General features: G+C 60.9%; 13 protein-coding genes, 1 pseudogene and 1 riboswitch. Of the genes and pseudogenes, 7 read left to right on the top strand and 7 right to left on the bottom strand.

Annotated elements, in window-relative coordinates; genetic code table 11:
* The first annotated feature begins 103 nt into the window (after positions 1 to 103).
* Positions 104 to 1,279, top strand: coding sequence for an acetyl-CoA C-acetyltransferase (locus tag RZS28_RS03005; protein ID WP_407339731.1), 1,176 nt, complete (start codon positions 104 to 106; stop codon positions 1,277 to 1,279).
* A 309-nt stretch (positions 1,280 to 1,588) separates the two neighbouring features.
* Positions 1,589 to 2,314, top strand: coding sequence for an acetoacetyl-CoA reductase (gene phbB / locus RZS28_RS03000; protein ID WP_407339730.1), 726 nt, complete (start codon positions 1,589 to 1,591; stop codon positions 2,312 to 2,314).
* A gap of 175 nt (positions 2,315 to 2,489) precedes the next feature.
* Here the strand turns inward: phbB and RZS28_RS02995 are convergent, their stop codons facing one another.
* The 6 genes from RZS28_RS02995 to RZS28_RS02970 form a co-directional block, all read right to left on the bottom strand.
* Complete coding sequence (locus RZS28_RS02995) at positions 2,490 to 2,957, bottom strand: Spy/CpxP family protein refolding chaperone (protein WP_407339729.1); 468 nt, start codon at positions 2,955 to 2,957, stop codon at positions 2,490 to 2,492.
* Between the two features lie 273 nt (positions 2,958 to 3,230).
* Positions 3,231 to 3,770 carry a hypothetical protein gene (locus tag RZS28_RS02990; protein WP_407339728.1) on the bottom strand — a complete coding sequence of 180 codons (540 nt, stop codon included), beginning with the start codon at positions 3,768 to 3,770 and terminating at the stop codon, positions 3,231 to 3,233.
* A 282-nt stretch (positions 3,771 to 4,052) separates the two neighbouring features.
* Positions 4,053 to 4,541, bottom strand: coding sequence for an acyl-CoA thioesterase (locus RZS28_RS02985; protein ID WP_407339727.1), 489 nt, complete (start codon positions 4,539 to 4,541; stop codon positions 4,053 to 4,055).
* A gap of 476 nt (positions 4,542 to 5,017) precedes the next feature.
* Complete coding sequence (locus RZS28_RS02980) at positions 5,018 to 5,443, bottom strand: Kazal-type serine protease inhibitor family protein (RefSeq protein ID WP_407339726.1); 426 nt, start codon at positions 5,441 to 5,443, stop codon at positions 5,018 to 5,020.
* Between the two features lie 101 nt (positions 5,444 to 5,544).
* Complete coding sequence (gene thiC / locus RZS28_RS02975) at positions 5,545 to 7,377, bottom strand: phosphomethylpyrimidine synthase ThiC (RefSeq protein ID WP_407339725.1); 1,833 nt, start codon at positions 7,375 to 7,377, stop codon at positions 5,545 to 5,547.
* An 85-nt stretch (positions 7,378 to 7,462) separates the two neighbouring features.
* Positions 7,463 to 7,562: riboswitch (TPP riboswitch) on the bottom strand.
* Complete coding sequence (locus tag RZS28_RS02970; RefSeq protein WP_407339724.1) at positions 7,526 to 7,837, bottom strand: hypothetical protein; 312 nt, start codon at positions 7,835 to 7,837, stop codon at positions 7,526 to 7,528. It overlaps the preceding riboswitch by 37 nt.
* Positions 7,838 to 8,127: 290 nt before the next feature.
* On the opposite strand from RZS28_RS02970, the gene RZS28_RS02965 reads away from it, so the two are divergent.
* Positions 8,128 to 9,927, top strand: a complete 1,800-nt coding sequence (locus RZS28_RS02965; protein WP_407339723.1) for an autotransporter domain-containing protein — start codon at positions 8,128 to 8,130, stop codon at positions 9,925 to 9,927.
* 18 nt (positions 9,928 to 9,945) lie between these two features.
* Here the strand turns inward: RZS28_RS02965 and uvrA are convergent, their stop codons facing one another.
* A complete protein-coding gene (gene uvrA / locus RZS28_RS02960; RefSeq protein WP_407341027.1) occupies positions 9,946 to 12,843 on the bottom strand; it encodes an excinuclease ABC subunit UvrA in 2,898 nt (965 codons plus the stop codon).
* Between the two features lie 444 nt (positions 12,844 to 13,287).
* On the opposite strand from uvrA, the gene dctA reads away from it, so the two are divergent.
* From dctA to RZS28_RS02940, 4 genes and pseudogenes are all read left to right on the top strand, one after another.
* Positions 13,288 to 14,613: a C4-dicarboxylate transporter DctA gene (gene dctA / locus RZS28_RS02955; protein ID WP_407339722.1), complete on the top strand. Its 1,326-nt coding sequence runs from the start codon at positions 13,288 to 13,290 to the stop codon at positions 14,611 to 14,613.
* 294 nt (positions 14,614 to 14,907) lie between these two features.
* Positions 14,908 to 15,360: an efflux RND transporter periplasmic adaptor subunit gene (locus RZS28_RS02950; RefSeq protein ID WP_407339721.1), complete on the top strand. Its 453-nt coding sequence runs from the start codon at positions 14,908 to 14,910 to the stop codon at positions 15,358 to 15,360.
* Positions 15,357 to 18,584 (top strand): annotated as a pseudogene (locus tag RZS28_RS02945) (efflux RND transporter permease subunit). The gene RZS28_RS02950 and the pseudogene RZS28_RS02945 overlap by 4 nt, the downstream one beginning before the upstream one ends.
* Before the next feature lie 114 nt (positions 18,585 to 18,698).
* Positions 18,699 to 19,211 carry a DUF1269 domain-containing protein gene (locus RZS28_RS02940; RefSeq protein ID WP_407339720.1) on the top strand — a complete coding sequence of 171 codons (513 nt, stop codon included), beginning with the start codon at positions 18,699 to 18,701 and terminating at the stop codon, positions 19,209 to 19,211.
* Positions 19,212 to 19,291 lie beyond the last annotated feature (80 nt).

The raw sequence follows: 19,291 nt of genomic DNA, 5'->3' as shown, positions 1-19,291 counted from the left end.
TTCGACCTGCCGCTGGGCTCGCGGGCGGCGACTTTAATGTGCTACCCTTACGAATAACGCCTGTGGAAGCTCCAGCCGGGGCTGAACCCAAGGAGAATGCCCAATGTCACGTGATATCGTAATCGTGAGCGCGGCGCGCACGGCCGTTGGATCCTTCAATGGCTCCTTCGCCGCGACGCCAGCGCATGAGCTCGGCGCGGCCGCGATCAAAGCTGCGCTCGATCGCGCCAAGGTCGACGCCGCCGATGTGGACGAAGTCATCCTGGGCCAAGTCCTGACCGCTGGGCAAGGTCAGAATCCGGCCCGCCAGGCGGCGATGAAGGCGGGCGTTCCGCAGGAAAAGACAGCCTGGGGCCTGAATCAGGTCTGCGGCTCGGGCCTGCGCGCAGTGGCCCTCGGGATGCAGCAGATCCTCAACGGCGACGCCAATATTATTGTGGCCGGAGGCCAGGAAAGCATGTCGCTCTCGCAGCACGGCGCTCATTTGCGCAACGGCGTTAAGATGGGCGAGCTCAAATTTGTCGACACCATGCTGCGCGACGGGCTCACTGATGTTTTCCATGGCTATCACATGGGACAAACGGCTGAAAACGTCGCGGCGAAATGGCAGATCAGCCGCGATGAGCAGGATCGATTCGCGCTCGCTTCGCAAAATAAGGCCGAGGCGGCGCAAAAGGAGGGAAGGTTCAAGGAAGAAATCACGCCCTTCGTGATCAGCACCAAGAAAGGCGACGTCATAGCCGAGACCGACGAATTCATCCGGGTTGGCGCGACGCTCGATGGGCTCGCCAAGCTAAAGCCGGCTTTCACGAAGGACGGCACGGTCACGGCCGGCAACGCATCCGGCATCAATGACGGCGGCGCGGCGCTCGTGCTGATGAGCGCCAAGGATGCGACCGCGCGCGGGCTCACTCCGCTTGGCCGCATAGCTTCCTGGGCGACCGCGGGCGTCGATCCGGCGATCATGGGCACGGGGCCGATCCCGGCTTCGCGCAAAGCCCTCGAAAAGGCGGGCTGGAAAGTCAAGGATCTCGAACTCATCGAGGCGAATGAAGCTTTCGCGGCTCAGGCGATCGCCGTCAATAAGGACATGGGATGGGATCCGGCCATTGTGAACGTCAATGGCGGGGCGATCGCGATTGGACACCCGATCGGCGCTTCGGGCGCGCGGGTTCTCACGACGCTTCTGCACGAAATGCGGCGCCGCGGCGCAAAGAAAGGTCTGGCCACCCTCTGCATCGGGGGCGGGATGGGCATCGCGCTGACCATCGAACGTTGAATGCGGGCTTGGGCGGCGCGATCGGCCGCAGTCGGAGCATTTTCGGGTTGCGATGCAGAAGCGTCACAATGCGAAAATATGTTGCATTAGAAATTGAGCGCTCCTTCGCCTCATGACGGAGCTTTCGAAGTGTCCCGAAATCGGCTTTTTCTTCGGGACATTCTCCGGCTTGTTGATCTGGCGCAGTTCCGTAATCAATCGGATGATTCAATCTGACAAAAAATTATGCGCAACGCCGGCATGGGATTGCGCAGGTTTCGCTGCTTGACGGGCGCAGGACTCGGGGCGGCTTTGAGGGGGTGACGCAGGATGGCTCGGGTAGCGGTAGTGAGTGGGGGCACGCGCGGAATAGGCGCCGCCATCAGCAAGGGATTGCAGGCGGCCGGCTATCAGGTCGCGGCGAATTATGCGGGCAATGACGAGGCCGCAGCAAAATTCAAGGCCGAAACGGGTATTCCCGTCTACAAATGGGATGTTTCGAATTACGCGCAATGCGCGGAAGGCCTCAAGAAGATTGGCGAAGATCTTGGCCCCATCGACATCCTCGTCAATAACGCCGGCATCACCCGAGACGTCATGTTCCACAAGATGACGCCTGAGCAGTGGTACGAGGTGATCAACACCAATCTGAATTCGCTTTACAACATGACGCGCCCTGTGATCGAGGGCATGCGGGCGCGCGGCTTCGGCCGGATCGTCAATATTTCCTCCATCAACGGCCAGAAGGGTCAAATGGGGCAGACGAATTATACCGCGTCCAAGGCGGGCGACATCGGCTTCACTAAGTCGCTCGCGCAGGAAAACGCCGGCAAGGGGATTACCGTCAACGCCGTCTGCCCCGGCTATATCGCAACCGATATGGTCAAGGCGGTTCCGACGGAGGTCTTGGAGAAATCCGTCCTGCCGCTCATTCCGGTGCGGCGTCTCGGCGAGCCGGAAGAAATCGCGCGCTGCGTCGTTTTTCTGGTCGCCGAAGAGTCCGGATTTATCACGGGCTCAACGCTGACCGCGAATGGCGGACAATACATGGTTTGATTGGCGCGGAGGTTTCGCAAAGCCTCCACGTTCGCGCCCGTCGCATGACGTTTGAAAGCGCGAGTTAACCTCGACTCAAAATGGTAGAGCGTGTTGCTGACGTCGCGATCATAGAATTGGCGCCCATAGGCGCCGGTTAACAGACTGCCGCGGCTTTTGCTCAGCCGTCAGTTTTTCATTTCAAGCCTGGCGCGGAGGTAGTCTTTTCGAGGCGCTCAATCTCTTCCTTGAAGTGTTTCTTCTGCTCATCGCTAAGAGTCGAATACAGCGGTTGGGCGGCGTCAGCCAATGTCTTCAGGTCGATGGAGCGCTCGTTCAAGATATCCGCAATGCCGCGCCATTGTTCGATCAGGTCGACAGGGCCCTTTTGCTGGGCCATCTCGGTTCTCATGACGACCATGCGGTCAGCGCGCTTCTTTGCGATATCGCGTAAGGCGGTCTCGAGATCGGACCAGTTTTTTTCCTGGTCGGGCGCGAGGAGCAGCTTCGCCCTGATTTGAGCAATCTGCGCCACCTCCTCGTCGAGGATCTGGTTCGCGGTCTGCGGCGTTCGATCCTGGCGTTCGCCTCGGTTCCGGGCGAGGGCGGGCGCCGATCCGAGGACGAGAACGGCGCCTATGACAAGTATTGCGGCGCTTCTCATGGGCTCCTCCTTCGGACCTTTTGCTTCGCGGCAGGCGACGGCGAAGCCGTGAAAAACGCAATTACAGATACCAAACGCTAATTAAGCGCGCTTTGATGCGCGTCAAGTTCCTGATCATGAAATGTTCGGAACCATGGCGCGTCCGCGCAATCGTCGCGGATCAAGCGCTGGCGCGCCTGCTCTCCGTGTGGGCCGAGGCGACGAAAGTCTTGAGCGAGGCGCGGCGGCGCAGAATAAAACTTCTTCGCCGCCTGCGGCCAAGCTTGGTCTCGCTCAGGCGGCGTTCTTGCGCTTCAAACCTTCATCGAAAGAGATTTCTTCGTAGTCCGAAATCGACGCGTATTTCAGTCCGACGTCGGCGAGGGCGTCGAGCTTGGCGGAAGTGTCGAATTTCTTGAGCTTCACCTTGTCGACGTAGAAGGCGTCAATCAGCTCATTGTAGACCGACGTATCATCGATGAAGACGATGAAGACCTTTGCTGAGCCGATCGGCACATACCAACGACTGCCGCGCGGAATGTCCCCGACAAAGACGAAATATTTGCCTTCGCTATCAAGCGCGTCGCCGAATGATTCGATGAGCTTGGGCAGGGTCTCATATTCTTTGATGGAGCCCGCCAGGAAGCCGATCGCCGGCTTGCCGCTTTCAGAAACGGTGAAAACCTCTTTGAGGATGGTTTCCGGGCCGTCGTAGGAGATGTCGCCGCGAAAGCCGAAGCGGCCTTCGACATGCGTGTCGGCTTTCAAAGTCGGCTTGAGGAGCCGGCCATCCGCCTCCAATTTGGCGAAAGGCGTGTCGGTAATAGCAGTCATATGTGATCCTCGATCTGGTGAAATCGCGTCTTACCGGGTCGCGCCGCGCGCCTTCCTTCATATCGAGCGCGCGGTCCGGCGAGATCGAGGGGAAGACTGGGGCCACCCAGCCGTTGATTGGACCTTGTAGAAACGTCGGCTTCTCGGCCCACGTCATTCGTGTTTGACGCCGTTCAAATCGAGGCCCGTCGACCAGCCCCGGCCTAAAAACGCCTATTGTTTAGGCAAGCAAAAAATGCGCCGTACTGTCGTGTCGGGTGGCGGCTTCAGTCGCGGCGGCCCTCAATCCGGCATCCCGACATGGAGCGATTTGTTTCTTTCCATGATCTCGTTGCGCATTTCCTTGCGCATCTTGCCAGCTTCGAACAGCCGTCGTTCGATCTCGGTCTCGATTTCGAGAGGCGGCACGACGCTAGGGCTGCCGTCCTCCTTCCGGGCGACCATCGTAAAATAGCATGAATTTGTATGACGGGCTTCTTGGGTGGTCAAGTTTTCGGAGATGACCTTGATGCCGATCTCCATCGAGGTCCGGCCGACGTAATTCACATTGGCCTTGAAGGTCACCAATTCGCCGACCCTGATCGGCTCCTTGAAGATCACTTGGTCAAGAGAGGCCGTCACCACGTAGGTCTTGCAATATCGAGCGGCGCAGGCATAGGCGACCTGGTCGAGCAGCTTCAATATGGCGCCGCCATGAACGTGGCCGGAGAAATTGGCCATTTCGGGCGTCATGAGAAAGGTCATGAACAGCGATTTTTCTTGTTTGCTCATGAGAGTTCGCTAGGCGTTCGCGGCCGGAGGGATAATCGGATTACGGCGCGCCGGGCCGTTCCAGCCCGAGCTTATACACATCGGAAGCGCGCCGAGCAAAAGCCATGCAGCCAGCCGCCGGCGGTCCTGTCGCCAACTGTCTTTCCAGGAGGTGAACTGCCGACTATCTTTGACGAACCAAAAAGAGACGCTAGATGAGATTATCTGGGCGGGGCATCGGCAATTGAAGCCTCCCGTGCGCAGGAATTACTTGACCGCATTCGCAGCGCGCCGCCCGAATTTTTTGAGCGCCTCATCGTCAATCTGCTTCTGAGGATGGGCCGCGGCGGTTCCGTTGCAGATGCCGGCCACGCCCTCGACCTTGGTCAGCGCGTCGCAGATCTCTGACGCCGCCACCGATAGTTGGGGCGAACAGATGCTAAAATCCGCTTCCCCCGATCGGCGGCGAGGCTACGACTTATGGGAGATTACCTTATTTACTTGTTATATTCTTTGCATGCGCCTTCCGATTTTTTCGCCACCTTTGCCGCCTGACGCTCGCAGTCATTGCTATAAGTCTTGTCGTCACAACCGCAGACGGGCTTAAATATCTTGTTGCATATTTCCGGAACGGCAATGCATTTCCCGGCGATATCTGCGCCGCCGCAATGTCCCGGTTCTGGATCGCACCACAATTTTCCGTCGCATGCTATGCCGGCGATTCCTCCGCAGACGCCTCCCTCCCCCACGCCTAACGCTAAACTCGGGCTACCGGCGGCTATTCCTGCAAATGTCAAAATTATCAGAGATTTACGTAGCATAATCCCCTCCGAATTTAATAACATGGAGAAATTTATTATCCGACGATAGACAATGCTGCGACAATGCGTTGGTTCCGCTCGAACGGCGGCGAAGCGGTTCACTTTTGCAAGTCTCTTTTGCGTCGCGCGTCGCTCCCGGAGGTATTCCGGCGCAGCGAGGTGAGTGAGGCTGTTAGCGAAGCGAGGCGCGAAGCCGCTCCGCCTCACAGGTAAAGCTTGCCGCCCTTCTCCAGAAATTCCGCGCTCTTCTCAGCCATGCCTTTTTCGCGCTCGGCGATCGCCAAGACCTCTTCGCGCAGATCCTGGGTGATCTTCATCGAGCAGAATTGCGGCCCGCACATCGAGCAGAAATGCGCGGTCTTATGTGCCTCCTTCGGCAAGGTCTCGTCGTGGAAAAGCCGCGCCGTGTCGGGATCGAGCCCGAGGTTGAACTGATCCTGCCAGCGGAAATCAAACCGCGCGCGCGACACCGCGTCGTCCCTGATCTGCGCCGCCGGGTGCCCCTTGGCGAGATCGCCGGCATGGGCCGCGATGCGATAGGTGATGACGCCCGTCTTGACGTCGTCGCGGTCCGGCAGGCCGAGATGCTCCTTCGGCGTCACATAGCAGAGCATGGCGCAGCCAAACCAGCCGATCATCGCCGCGCCTATGCCCGACGTGATGTGGTCATAGCCCGGCGCGATATCGGTGGTCAGCGGCCCGAGCGTGTAGAAAGGCGCCTCGTCGCATTCCTTCAGCTGCTTCTCCATGTTGATCTTGATCTTGTGCATCGGCACATGGCCGGGGCCTTCGATCATGACCTGGCAGCCTTTCGCCCAGGCGATCTTGGTCAATTCCCCAAGCGTCTCGAGCTCGGCGAATTGCGCGCGATCATTGGCGTCGGCGATGGAGCCCGGGCGCAATCCGTCGCCCAGCGAAAAGGAGACGTCATAGGCGCGCATGATGTCGCAAATCTCGTCGAAGCGCTCGTAGAGAAAGCTCTCCTTATGATGCGCGAGGCACCAGCGCGCCATGATCGAGCCGCCGCGCGAGACGATGCCGGTCGTGCGCCTGGCGGTGAGCGGCACATGGGCGAGCCGCACGCCGGCATGGATCGTGAAATAATCGACGCCTTGCTCGGCCTGCTCGATCAAAGTGTCGCGGAAGATCTCGAAAGTGAGCTTGACCGGATCGCCATCGACCTTTTCCAGCGCCTGATAGATCGGCACCGTGCCGATCGGCGCCGGCGAATTGCGGATGATCCAGTCGCGGATATTGTGGATGTTGCGCCCGGTCGAGAGATCCATCACGGTGTCGGCGCCCCAGCGCAGCGCCCAGACCATTTTCTCGACCTCTTCGGCGACGGAGGACGTCACCGCCGAATTGCCGATATTGGCGTTGACCTTCACCAGGAAGTTGCGGCCGATGATCATCGGCTCGAGTTCCGGGTGGTTGATATTGGCGGGGATGATCGCGCGGCCTCTGGCGATCTCGTCGCGCACGAATTCGGGCGTGACGAAAGCCGGAATGGAGGCGCCGAAGCTCTCGCCGTCGGCGAGCCGCGCCTCCGCCTCTTCGAGCATTGTCTCGCGGCCGAGGTTTTCCCGCGCCGCGACGAAAATCATTTCCTCGGTGATGATTCCGGCGCGGGCGAATTCATATTGGGTGACGCGCGCGCCGTCGCGGCCCTTGCGCGGCGATCTATTGGCGGGGCAGGGCGGCACAAGGCGATCAGGCCCGACAAAGCCGTTGTCCTCCGGCCGCACCATGCGTCCGGCATAGGTTTCAAGTCCTTGCCGGCGGTTGAGCCAAGGCTCGCGGATCCGGGCGAGCCCTTGCGTCAGGTCAATCCGGGCCTCTAGATCCGTGTAAGGCCCGGAGGCGTCATAGACCCGGACCGGCGGTTCATTGGCGGAAGGGTCGAGCGCGATTTCGCGGAGCGGAACGGCGATGTCGGGGCGGCCTTCCGGACGATGATAAATCTTTTTCGAGCCCGGAAGCGGCCCGCATGTCACGCTTTGCGGGACGAGGGCGTTGGGCTTGTCTTGAATGTTCATCGCATGATCCTCCGCTCGAGCCGGCTCGGATTCTTCTTGCAGGGGGCAGGAGGCGGGTTTTGCGAAAAAGGCGGGATTCTGCGGCCTGTTTTCGCTGTGCCGGTCCCTGCGCTGGCATTATCCAGATTCAGGTTCAATGGGTATGATCTCAGCCGCCGTCTCCGGCAGCACCCCAAGGCGAACGGCTAACATAGGGCGCAGCGGCGCATTGGGCAAGCGGGGAGCCGATCGGGCTTATTTTTACGCATTGCGTCGGACCGCTCATTGCAGGCAGAGGCAAGGGGCGGAACTCGGCCCTTTTCATGATCGCCTCCGGCGGATGCTGCGCTACGTTCTCGCCGCTGACTGCAACCGCATCGCCAACAGCCCGGATCGTTGTTACCTGCCGTCGCCAATCGATGCCAAAGCGCTCGCGCTGGCGTTGGGCGCCGGCCAGCGCCTTGTGGCTGCAGCGCGTCATGATAGTTGTGAGCCGTCGAAGTGAAGACCTGGATGAGGTCGCAACTGCAGAGACCTTGCGCCGTAAAATATCCCGCGTCGCGAGAGGCGTAGACCGCGAATTCGTGTCCTGCGCGTATTGGTGTTGCGATTATATCGCGGGCTACAATAAACGAGGCTCCTTGGTCGGAGGGGCGCCACGCTGCAGCTTGATCGAACCCGCCCAATAACACATCGTTCGATAATTATCGGATTGAATCGTCGTCGGCGAAACTTGGCGCCTCAATTGAGTTCCTGATCGAAGGGGCGGCAATGCGCATTTTCTACATCATCCAGCGTGCTTGCCTGCTTCTGTCCGCCGCCACGGTCCTAGCGGTTGGGTTCGTCGGTCTGGCGCCCGCTCAAAGCGTCGACGGGTTGCCTCTGCCGCCAGGTCAGATTGTCGTTGGGCCGGTGTACATTCGGAACGACGGACTAGGGCCTCCGGTCACCAACGGCGCTCAAGCCAACGTGTATCTGGGTCAAACTCAGGAGCCTTTCTCCTTCGTCAATACCGCATCCTCGCCCGCGGTCGTCGTGTTGACATCGACGTCAACTCAATATGTTAGGTTCTATTCCCCAGCTGGCGCCGCAGCCACCGGCAACGCTGGCGCCAGCACCGCGCTAGGGAGCTTCATCGCAGGATCAAATACAGTGCGTGGGTTGACTCCGGCGCAGATAAAGGACGCGCTGGCGCTGCCCTGGCTGCCCGAGAACGTGACAATCGTGACGATACCCGCGGGAACCTGCATCCTGGTCGGCACGGGTGGGCCCGTCCTCGGTAATTTTCCGGGAGTGCCTGGGCCTAGCGGGCATCCTCCAGGGCCGTGGGGAAGGGGCGGCCCGCCGCAGGAGTACCTGATCGGCACGAGCGCGAGCCCAAATTGCCAAAATGCGCAACGCTTGCCCGCCACCGACTATGTCAACCAGCAGCCCGTCGGCGCCTACGCCCTAGCCTATGCGCCGCGCGCTGGCGGCGGCAACGCGGGCGCGGTCGCGACCGCTCTCGATCACGCTACACCGCCGCCCTTGTTCACCGATATGGACTCTGTTTACAACGCGCTTGACCTCCTCAATATCGGCGCGCCCGGTCCCCTCCGCACGGCTTTGGCGCAGCTCGACGGCGAGATCTATGCCGATGCGCCATCGGTGGCGATCGGCGTCGGGCGGATGTTCCTCGACGTATTGCGCGATCAGACGCATTTGGCGCGTGACTTTACGAGCCTGGCCGATGGCGGCGCGTGGCGGCCATGGGTGAGCGGCTTTGGCGGCGGCGGCGCCTTGTTCGGCAATGGCGACGTGCACGGATTGGGCTTTGGCGGCGGCGGAATTGCCGCGGGGGGCGACTATCGCTTCTCTCCGGCTTTGCAGGCCGGCGTGGCGGCGGCTTACGCGCGCAGCGCCTTCAATGCGGTTGGGTTTTCCGGCAGCGGCGGCCTCGATACATTTGCTATAGGATCATATGTTGGCTATGCGGCGGGGCCATGGTATGCCGACGGCGCCGTTGGCTATTCCTACAACAGCGCGGGAGTGAGCCGCAGCATTAACTTTCCCGGCGTGTCGCGCACGGCGTTTGGTTACGTGGCGGACAATGCTTTTCTCTCCCGCGCCGAGGCCGGATATCGTCTCCGATTGGACGATCGCACGACGGCCGCGCCCTTCGCTTCGTTCCAAGGCATAGTGGTCGGACAGAACGGTTTCGCCGAAGGCGGCGCCGGAGCGATTAACCTGAACGTCAGCAGCCGCACTGCTGCTTTGGCGCTTGGCGCGCTCGGGGCTGAACTGACCTACGACTTTCCGCTCGGTCTCGCCGCGCCCTTGAGCGTTTCCGCGCGCGCCGGCTGGGCGCATGATTTTGCTGACGTTAACCGCAGCGTCGAAGCAAATCTCCAAGGTACGCCGGATGCGAACTTCACGGTCAATGGCGCACGCTGGCCGCGGGACGCGGCGGCCGTCGGCGTTCGTTTCAGCTTGCCGATGCAATCGGTGAATCTGTTCGCCCGCTATGACGGCACGCTGGCGAGCAGCGCATCCATCCACAGTGCTACCGCGGGCCTGCTGATTGCGTTCTGATGTTACGAAGGCGTTCGCTCATTCCGCCGCTTGCTTTCCCTTCGCTGCCGGCCGGCGCTCCAGCACTTCGCGCAGATACTGGCCCGTGTAGCTTTTTTTCTCTTTCACGATCGCTTCGGGCGGGCCTTGCGCGACGATCTCGCCGCCGCCGTCGCCGCCTTCGGGGCCGAGGTCGATGATCCAATCGGCGGTCTTCACGACCTCAAGATTATGCTCGATCACGATGACCGTGTTGCCTTGGTCGACAAGCTCATGCAGCACTTCGAGCAGCTTGGCGACATCGTGGAAATGCAACCCTGTCGTCGGCTCGTCGAGAATGTAGAGCGTGCGTCCGGTTGAGCGCCGCGACAGCTCCTTGGCGAGTTTCACGCGCTGCGCTTCGCCGCCTGACAAAGTATTCGCCTGCTGGCCGACTTTCACATAGTTCAGGCCGACGCGGGCGAGCGTCTCCATCTTGTCGCGGATCGAAGGCACCGCCTTGAACAGGATCGCCGCTTCCTCGACCGTCATGTCGAGCACGTCGGCGATCGACTTGTCGCGATATTTCACTTCCAGGGTTTCGCGGTCGTAACGCTTGCCCTTGCAGACGTCGCAAGTGACATAAACGTCGGGCAGGAAATGCATCTCGATCTTGATCACGCCATCGCCCTGGCAGGCTTCGCAGCGCCCACCCTTGACGTTGAACGAGAAGCGGCCTGGTAGATAGCCGCGCGCTTTCGCTTCGGGAAGGCCCGCGAACCATTCGCGGATCGGCGTGAAGGCGCCTGTGTAGGTGGCGGGATTGGAGCGCGGCGTGCGCCCGATCGGCGACTGATCTATGTCGATCACCTTGTCGAGCTGTTCGAGCCCATCAATGCGTTCATGCGGCGCCGGATGTTCGACCGCGCCATTGAGCCGCCGCGCCGCCGCCTTGTAGAGCGTATCGATGATGAGGGTCGATTTGCCGCCGCCGGAGACGCCGGTAATGCCGGTGAAAAGCCCGAGCGGGATCGAGACCGAGACATTCTTCAAATTATTGCCATGCGCCCCGACGATCTGCAACTTGCGCGCGGGCTCCGGCTTGCGGCGCGGGCGCAACGCTGCGACCTCTCGCGCGCCTGTCAAATATTGGCCGGTCAGCGAATTCTTGTCCGCCATGATCTCGGCGGCGGTTCCTTGCGACACGATCTCGCCGCCATGAATGCCGGCGCCTGGCCCGACGTCGACGACATGATCGGCGGCGAGGATCGCATCCTCGTCATGCTCGACGACAATCACCGTGTTGCCGAGATCGCGCAGCCGCCGCAATGTGTCGAGCAGCCTTGCATTGTCGCGTTGATGCAGGCCGATCGACGGTTCGTCCAAAACGTAAAGCACGCCGGTGAGGCCGGAGCCGATCTGCGAGGCGAGCCTGATGCGCTGGCTCTCGCCGCCCGACAAGGTGCCGGCCGCGCGGCCAAGGGTCAGATAATCCAGGCCGACGTCGATGAGAAAGGAGAGCCTTTCACGGATCTCTTTGAGGACGCGGCTGGCGATCTCGCGCCGCTTCGGATCGAGCTTTCCATCGAGCGCTTCGAACCAGCCATGCGCGGCGCGCACGGAGAGCGCCGTCACTTCGCCGATATGGCGGCCGTCGATCTTGACCGCCAGGGCCTCCGGCCGCAGACGGTCGCCATGGCAGACGCCGCAGGGCGTCGCGGTCATGTAGCGGGCGATCTCCTCGCGCGACCACTCGCTCTCGGTCTCGCGATAGCGGCGTTCGAGATTGCGGATGACGCCCTCAAAAGGCTTGTTCACCTCATAAGCGCGCATGCCGTCTTCATAGGCGAAGCGCACAGGCTCGTCGCCGGAGCCGTAGAGGATCACGTCTTGCGCCTGTTTCGGCAGCTTCTCGAAAGGGACATCGAGGCGAAACTTGAAATGCTTGCCCAGGGCTTCGAGGGTCTGCAGATAATAGGGCGAGGTCGAGCGCGCCCATGGCGCGATCGCGCCCTTGCGCAAAGTGAGCTTGGGGTCTGGCACAATCAAATCGGCGTCGACGGTCTGCTCGACTCCGAGTCCGCCGCAATGAGGACAGGCGCCGAAAGGGTTGTTGAAGGAAAAAAGCCTTGGCTCGATTTCAGGGATCGTGAAGCCGGACACAGGGCAAGCGAATTTTGCCGAGAAGGTGATGCGCTTCGGCCGGCCCTTTTCGTCGGTCTCATCGGCATATTCGGCGATCGCAATGCCGTCGGCGAGTTCGAGCGCCGTCTCGAGGCTCTCCGACAGCCGCGATTTTATGTCGGGCCGCACCATGATCCGATCGACCACCACATCGATGTCATGCTTTAGCTTCTTGTCCAGCGCGGGCGCGTCGGCGATCTCATAGAATTGCCCGTCAATCTTCACGCGCTGAAATCCGCGCTTCATGAAATCGGCGATCTCCTTGCGATATTCGCCCTTGCGGCCGCGGATCACCGGCGCGATCAGATAAAGCCGGGTGCGTTCGGGCAAGGCGGTCACGCGATCGACCATCTGGCTCACGGTCTGGCTTTCGATCGGAAGCCCTGTCGCCGGCGAATAGGGGACGCCGATGCGCGCGAACAGCAGCCGCATGTAATCATAGATCTCGGTGACGGTGCCGACGGTGGAGCGCGGATTTTTCGATGTCGTCTTCTGCTCGATCGAGATCGCCGGCGAGAGCCCGTCGATTTGATCGACGTCGGGCTTTTGCATCATCTCTAGAAATTGCCGCGCATAGGCCGAAAGCGACTCGACATAGCGGCGCTGGCCTTCCGCATAGATCGTGTCAAAGGCGAGCGAGGATTTTCCCGAGCCCGAGAGCCCGGTGAAGACGATGAACTTATCGCGCGGCAAAGTGAGATCGACGTTCTTGAGATTATGCTCGCGCGCGCCGCGGATCACGATCGCGCGGCCTGCGGTCGGCGGCTGGGGCATGTCCGTGTGCACGGCGGCCGCAGCCGACTTCGTCGGGGTTTTCGCGCCGCGCGGCGCGGCCCTGCCGGCTTCGGCTTTGGGTTTCGATGCTTTCATAATCAGGACCGGAGAAATCAGCCTTTTGGGGGCGGCGCAACATTTCCGTTAACTTAAGCACGTCGCCGCGCTTTGCCATGCAATTCTTAAATATGCTCCGCTTCAGCTGTGGGCGCCAGAGCCCTGCGGAAATTGCCCGCGTGCGAAAATGACAGGATGCTCGCGGACAAAATAAGCCGTCGCCGATAGATCGGCGGCTTTGGCGCCGAGCACGCTCGCCAAGACCGCAGTCGATTCCAGCAGCTAGCCCTTAAAGCAGCCTTCTGATCATTCTTGACTTTGGCGGGCGATGATCAAGGCTCTTCTTGACGCGTCCAGCCGGACGCTGTCGACGGCGAGGATATGTCCATGGTTGCAATCTCGTCCGCCGCTCGTGTGAGACGGCCGGCAAAGCCTTTCTACAAAATTCTCTACGTACAAGTTCTCGTCGCGATCGTTTTCGGCGCTTTGTTCGGCTGGCTTGCGCCGCAATGGGCGACGAATGAATGGGTGAAGGCGCTCGGCGACGGCTTCGTCAAGCTCATCAAGATGGTGATCGCGCCGATCATCTTTTGCACGGTCGTCTCTGGCATCGCCCATATCTCGGACGCCCGGAAGGTGGGACGCGTCGCGGTCAAGGCGCTCGTCTATTTCGAGACCGTCTCGACTTTCGCCCTGGCGATCGGACTCGTCGTCGGCGGATTGCTGCGTCCAGGCGCGGGCTTCTCGGGCAAGCCGGACCCGGCTTTGGTCGAGGCCTTCGCTGAGCAGGCCGCGGCCCGGCGTTCGGTCGATTTCGCGCTCGACATTATACCAGACAGCGTTGTCGGCGCCTTCGCGAAAGGCGACGTTCTGCAGGTTCTGTTGTTTTCGATCCTGTTCGGCTTCGCCTTGATGGCGCTGGGCGAACGCGGCAAGACCTTGGTCGGTTTGATCGACGATATGGCGCATGGCGTTTTCGGCGTGATCAATCTCGTCATGAAGGCGGCGCCGGTCGGCGCTTTCGGCGCCATGGCCTTCACGGTCGGCAAATATGGTCCCGCGTCGCTGGGCAATCTCATCGGCCTTGTCGCCACTTTCTATCTGACCTCGGCCATTTTCATCGTCATTATCCTCGGCGCGGTCGCCCGCATCGCTGGCTTCAACATTTTCCGGTTCCTGAACTATATTAAAGCCGAGCTCCTTATCGTGCTCGGCACGAGCTCGTCCGAGAGCGCGCTGCCGGCGCTCATGGAGAAGCTCGAGCGGCTCGGCTGCTCCAAGCCGGTCGTCGGACTTGTCGTGCCGACGGGTTATTCCTTCAACCTCGACGGCACCAACATCTATATGACCTTGGCGACCTTGTTCGTCGCGCAGGCCATGGGCGTCGACCTGTCGGTCAGCCAGCAGGCCACCATACTCGCCGTTGCGATGCTGACGTCCAAGGGTGCGAGCGGCGTTACGGGAGCCGGCTTCATAACGCTCGCAGCGACGCTGGGCGCGGTCAGCCCGGCTCTCGTTCCTGGCATGGCGATCCTGCTTGGCGTCGATAAGTTCATGAGCGAATGCCGGGCCCTGACGAATATCATCGGGAACGGCGTCGCAACCATCGTGGTCTCCTCGTGGGAAAGCGAGCTCGATCGTAACAAGCTCTCCGCAGCGCTCGGCGAGACGATAGATACGTCTGATCTCGACACAGGAGTAGCGACGGGTTGAGACGACCTGTCGCCAGCCCAACCGGCAGGGGGCCAGCGCTTGCTTTTGCGTGATTGGCGCGCGCTTCTTTCACCCGTTTTGCCGGGCGGCGGCCGCATCAAGCGATGAGGCGTCAGATGATGCCCATCAAACGCCGCTCCAATAGGCAAGAGGGCGACGCGCCTGTGGCGCGGCGGTCACACAGGTGAGGATTTCATTCAGATTTCAGGCTCGGGGCTGGCTCCGCCGCATCGCCGTGATCCAAATGCGCCATATCGCCAAAACGAGATCGAAGAGATCCCGGTCGACGTCGGCTTGGATTCAAGCGGCGGCTTTCCTTATCATGGCACGATCGAATATGTGGCTCCTGGGATTGATCCATCGACCGGCACTTTGCTTGTCCGCGGCATCCTGCCGAACCCGAACCGGAGCTTGCTCCCTGGTTTCTTCGTTCGCATTCGCTTGCCGAGACGGCTTACGGCGCAGCAGGCGTTGCTCGCCCCCAATCGCGCCTTGGGCGAAGATCAGGGCGGCCGTTATCTGCTGGTCTTGAATAAGGACAATGTCGTGGAGCAGCGCTATGTCCAGCTCGGCGAATTGTTTGGAACATTGCGAGTCATCACGTCGGGCATAAGCGCCGACGACCGCGTCGTCACCGGCGAGCTCTGGCGCGCCATCCCAGGGACCAAGGTGGCGCCGCGGTTGATGGGGAGTGAGGCGCCGTCTTCCGGCGAGACTGGCGGCGATGACCGGAGCGGGCGGCAATGATGTCGAAATTCTTCATTGAGCGCCCAGTCCTCGCGAATGTGCTGGCTATTGTTCTGGTGCTGCTTGGCGGCGTCGCCTTGTTCCGTCTTCCGGTTTCGCAATATCCAAACGTCGTACCGCCGACCGTGCAAGTGACGACGAGATATCCGGGAGCAAGCCCGCAGACCGTGATCGATACGGTCGCCATCCCGATCGAGCTGCAGGTTAATGGCGTCGACCGCATGCTCTACATGGAATCGACCAGCGCAGCCGACGGCACCTATACGCTGACGGTGACCTTCGAAATCGGGACCGATCCGGATACAGCCCAGGTCCTGGTGCAGAATCGCGTCGCCGTCGCGCTCGCGTCTTTGCCATTGCCGGTGCAGTCGCAGGGCGTCACCATCCAAAAGAAGAACACGGCGATCCTTCAGATCGTCACGCTGAATTCGCCGGACGGGCGCTACGACGGCTTGTTCATGAGCAATTACGCGACCATCAATCTCGTCAATGAACTCGCCCGTCTGCCCGGGGTCGGAAGCGTCAATGTCGTCGGCGCCGGCAATTACGCCATGCGGATTTGGATGGATCCGGAAAAGCTCTATTCGTTCGGGCTTCAGCCAAAGGACGTCATCGACGTCGTCAAGCAGCAGAGCCAGGAGGTCGCAGCTGGCCAGATCGGCATGCCGCCGGCGCCGAAGGACCAGGATTTCCAGTACACTGTAGACATACAGTCGCGCATGACCGACCCGGCGGGATTTGCTGACATCATCGTCAAGGACCAGACCGCGCAAGGCGGCCGTCTCGTCATGCTGAAGGATGTGGCGCGCGTCGAGCTTGGCGCACAGACCTATCCGCAGGATTTCAAACTCAACGGCCAGCCCGGCGCCGGCGTCGCCATCTATCAGACGCCGGAAGCCAATTCGCCGACTGTGGCGAAAGAGGTCAAGGCGAAAATGGAGAGGCTCGCGACGCGCTTTCCACAAGGGCTGGCTTATTCGATTCCTTTCGATACCACGGTCTTCGTCCAGGCTTCGATCGACGAGGTTTACATGACCCTTTATGAGGCGGGCGTTCTGGTTCTGATCGTGATCCTGGTCTTCCTGCAGAATTTTCGCGCCACCTTGGTGCCGGCGACGACGGTTCCGGTGACCATTATCGGGCCCTTCGCGGGAATGGCGGCGCTGGGGTTCACCATCAACCTCTCCACGCTGTTCGGCATCGTTCTCGCCATAGGCATCGTCGTCGACGACGCCATCGTGATCGTCGAAGGCGTGTCGAAATATATCGAGGGCGGCATGTCGGGGCGCGATTCGGCGATCAGGGCGATGGGCGAGTTGTTCGGACCGATCATCGGCATCACGCTTGTGCTCATGTCGGTGTTTCTGCCAGCGGCCTTCATGCCGGGGCTGACCGGCCGCATGTTTGCTCAATTCGCTCTGGTGATCGCCGTAACCGCACTGATCAGCGCCATCAACGCGGCGACCTTGAAGCCGACGCAATGCGCGCTGTGGCTGCGCGAGCCGGCGCCGCCCGATCAGCGCAACTGGTTTTACCGCGGCTTCAACGCGGTCTACCAGCGCATGGAGGACGTCTATGCGGCTTTGATCGGACTCATGGTGCGTCGAAGCGGATGGATGGTTCTGATCGCGCTCGGGCTTGCGGCGCTTGGCTTCTTGGGCATCGCCCGTTTGCCGACCGCTTTCATCCCCAACGAGGATCAGGGTTATGCGATGATCGCCGTGCAGCTCCCGGACGGCGCTTCGCTGGAGCGAACTGAGGCCTCGCTCGCCGAAGCCAGCAAGTTCGCCGGCGCGACGCCGGGTGTCGAGAATGTGATCTCGATCGCCGGACAATCCCTGCTCGATAATAGCGCCACCCTGGCCAACGCCGGGGTCGCCTATGTGATCTTCAAGGACTGGAGCCTGCGCGAGAAGGCCAAGGGTCAGGACCTTCTCTCTATCTACAAGCGCCTGCAGGGCGAGCTTGCGGCGGTCACGGACGGCAAGGCGTTTGTGCTGGTTCCGCCGCCAATCCAGGGGATCGGCAACGCCGGCGGCTTTGAGATGCAGGTCGAATTGCTGGGCGGCAGCTTCGACTATCGAAAGCTCTACGAACTCACACGGAACGTCGTCGGTTCCGCCGCCGAGAATCCGCAACTGCAGCACGTCGTCACGACATTCCGTTCCGCCGCGCCCCATGTCGGCGTCGATGTGGATCGCGCGCGGGCGGAAACGATGAAAGTCTCGGTCGGCGACGTCTTCTCGACGTTGACCGCCTATCTTGGATCGGCCTACGTCAATCAGTTCAACAAATTCGGCCAATCCTACCAGGTCTATGTGCAGGCAGATGCGAAATACCGTCTGCACCCGGAGGATCTTCTCGATCTTTATGTGCGCAACAAGGATCAGCAAATGATCCCGATCGGCGCGGTCGCGCAGATCGGCCCGCTGGTGGCGCCGCCGCTCATCACGCTCTACAATCTCTATCCGTCCGCGACGATCGTCGGCGACGCGGCGAGCGGCTTCAGTTCGGGCCAAGCGATGACGACGATGGAGTCGATCGCCAAGAAGGCGCTGCCGGACGATGTCTCCTACGAATGGAGCGCGATGTCCTATCAGCAAAAAATTCTCGGCAACCAGCTCTACGTCGTCTTCGCCATCTCCATCATGCTTGTCTACCTATGTCTCGCCGGACAATATGAAAGCTGGATCCTGCCGCTCGCGGTGCTCTCGGCGGCGCCGCTGGCCTTGCTCGGACCTGTCATCGCCTTGACCAGCGTCGGGGTCGCCAACAATCTATATACTCAGATCGGCCTCATGCTGCTCATCGCCCTGTCCGCGAAGAACGGCATTCTGATCGTCGAGGTCGCGCGCGAACGCCGGCTTATCGACGGCAGCCGATCCTCGAGGCGGCGGTTGAGGCCGCGCGCATGCGGTTCCGTCCCATTTTGATGACGTCATTTGCCTTCATCCTCGGCGTCGTGCCATTGGTCATAGCGACCGGAGCCGGCGCCAATGCGCGCCGCTCGCTCGGCATCAGCGTGTTCAGCGGGATGCTCGCGTCGACCTGTCTCGCAGTGCTTTTCGTGCCATCCTTTTTCGTGGTGCTGCAGCGATGAGGAAAACAGAAAAAGGCGTCAGCCGCCGAGGCCGATGCAACCGCGCCGTGAACGCGGCCGCCACAACTTGTTTGCTGTGGCGGCGGGAATATTTGGCTCCAAGACAAGCCATTTTCGCATTTGATTTCTTACCTTTGGCCAAACAAAGAACGGCGCTGTCATCTCCCGTGCATGGACGCGACGCCGGCAAAATGATAATCATTGATCGTTGTGGATAGGATTTAGAAAGGGCCTGAGCATGAGCGATCTCGTTGTCATTGCGTTTCCGTCCGAAGAGAAAGCGGAAGAGGTTCGGCAGAAGGTTTTGGAGCTGCAGAAGGACTATCTGATTGAGCTCGGCGACGCGGTCATCGCGGTCAAGCAGCCCAATGGCCACATCAAGCTCAATCAACTCGTGAACACCACCGCGGTCGGGGCGGTCTCCGGCACTCTTTGGGGCACGCTGATCGGCCTGATCTTTCTGCAGCCGCTGCTCGGCGCGGCGATTGGCGCGGCCTCCGGCGCTGTCGGCGGCGCGCTCGCGGATGTCGGAATCAACGATCAATTCATCAAGGAAGTCGCGCAAACCTTGGACGCCGGCAATGCGGCCTTATTCCTTTTGATCCGCAAGTTGACCGCCGACAAAGTGCTGGCGGATTTGAAGGGCGTCGGCGGCACCGTGTTGCGCACCTCTTTCGACCACACCAAAGAGCAGGCCTTGCGCGACGCCCTCGCTGGCGTCACCCCTGCCGAGGCCCCGCCGGCCGCCTGAGGGGGCGTTCCTAGACGGCCGGAATTCAAACCGAGCTCTTGCGCCGGGACTTTGATCCGCCCCTGATTCGGCCCATATTA

The sequence above is a fragment of the Methylocapsa polymorpha genome (genome assembly GCF_045689225.1).
Lineage (GTDB): Bacteria > Pseudomonadota > Alphaproteobacteria > Rhizobiales > Beijerinckiaceae > Methylocapsa > Methylocapsa polymorpha.
This window is presented reverse-complemented; position numbering and strand designations above follow the sequence as displayed.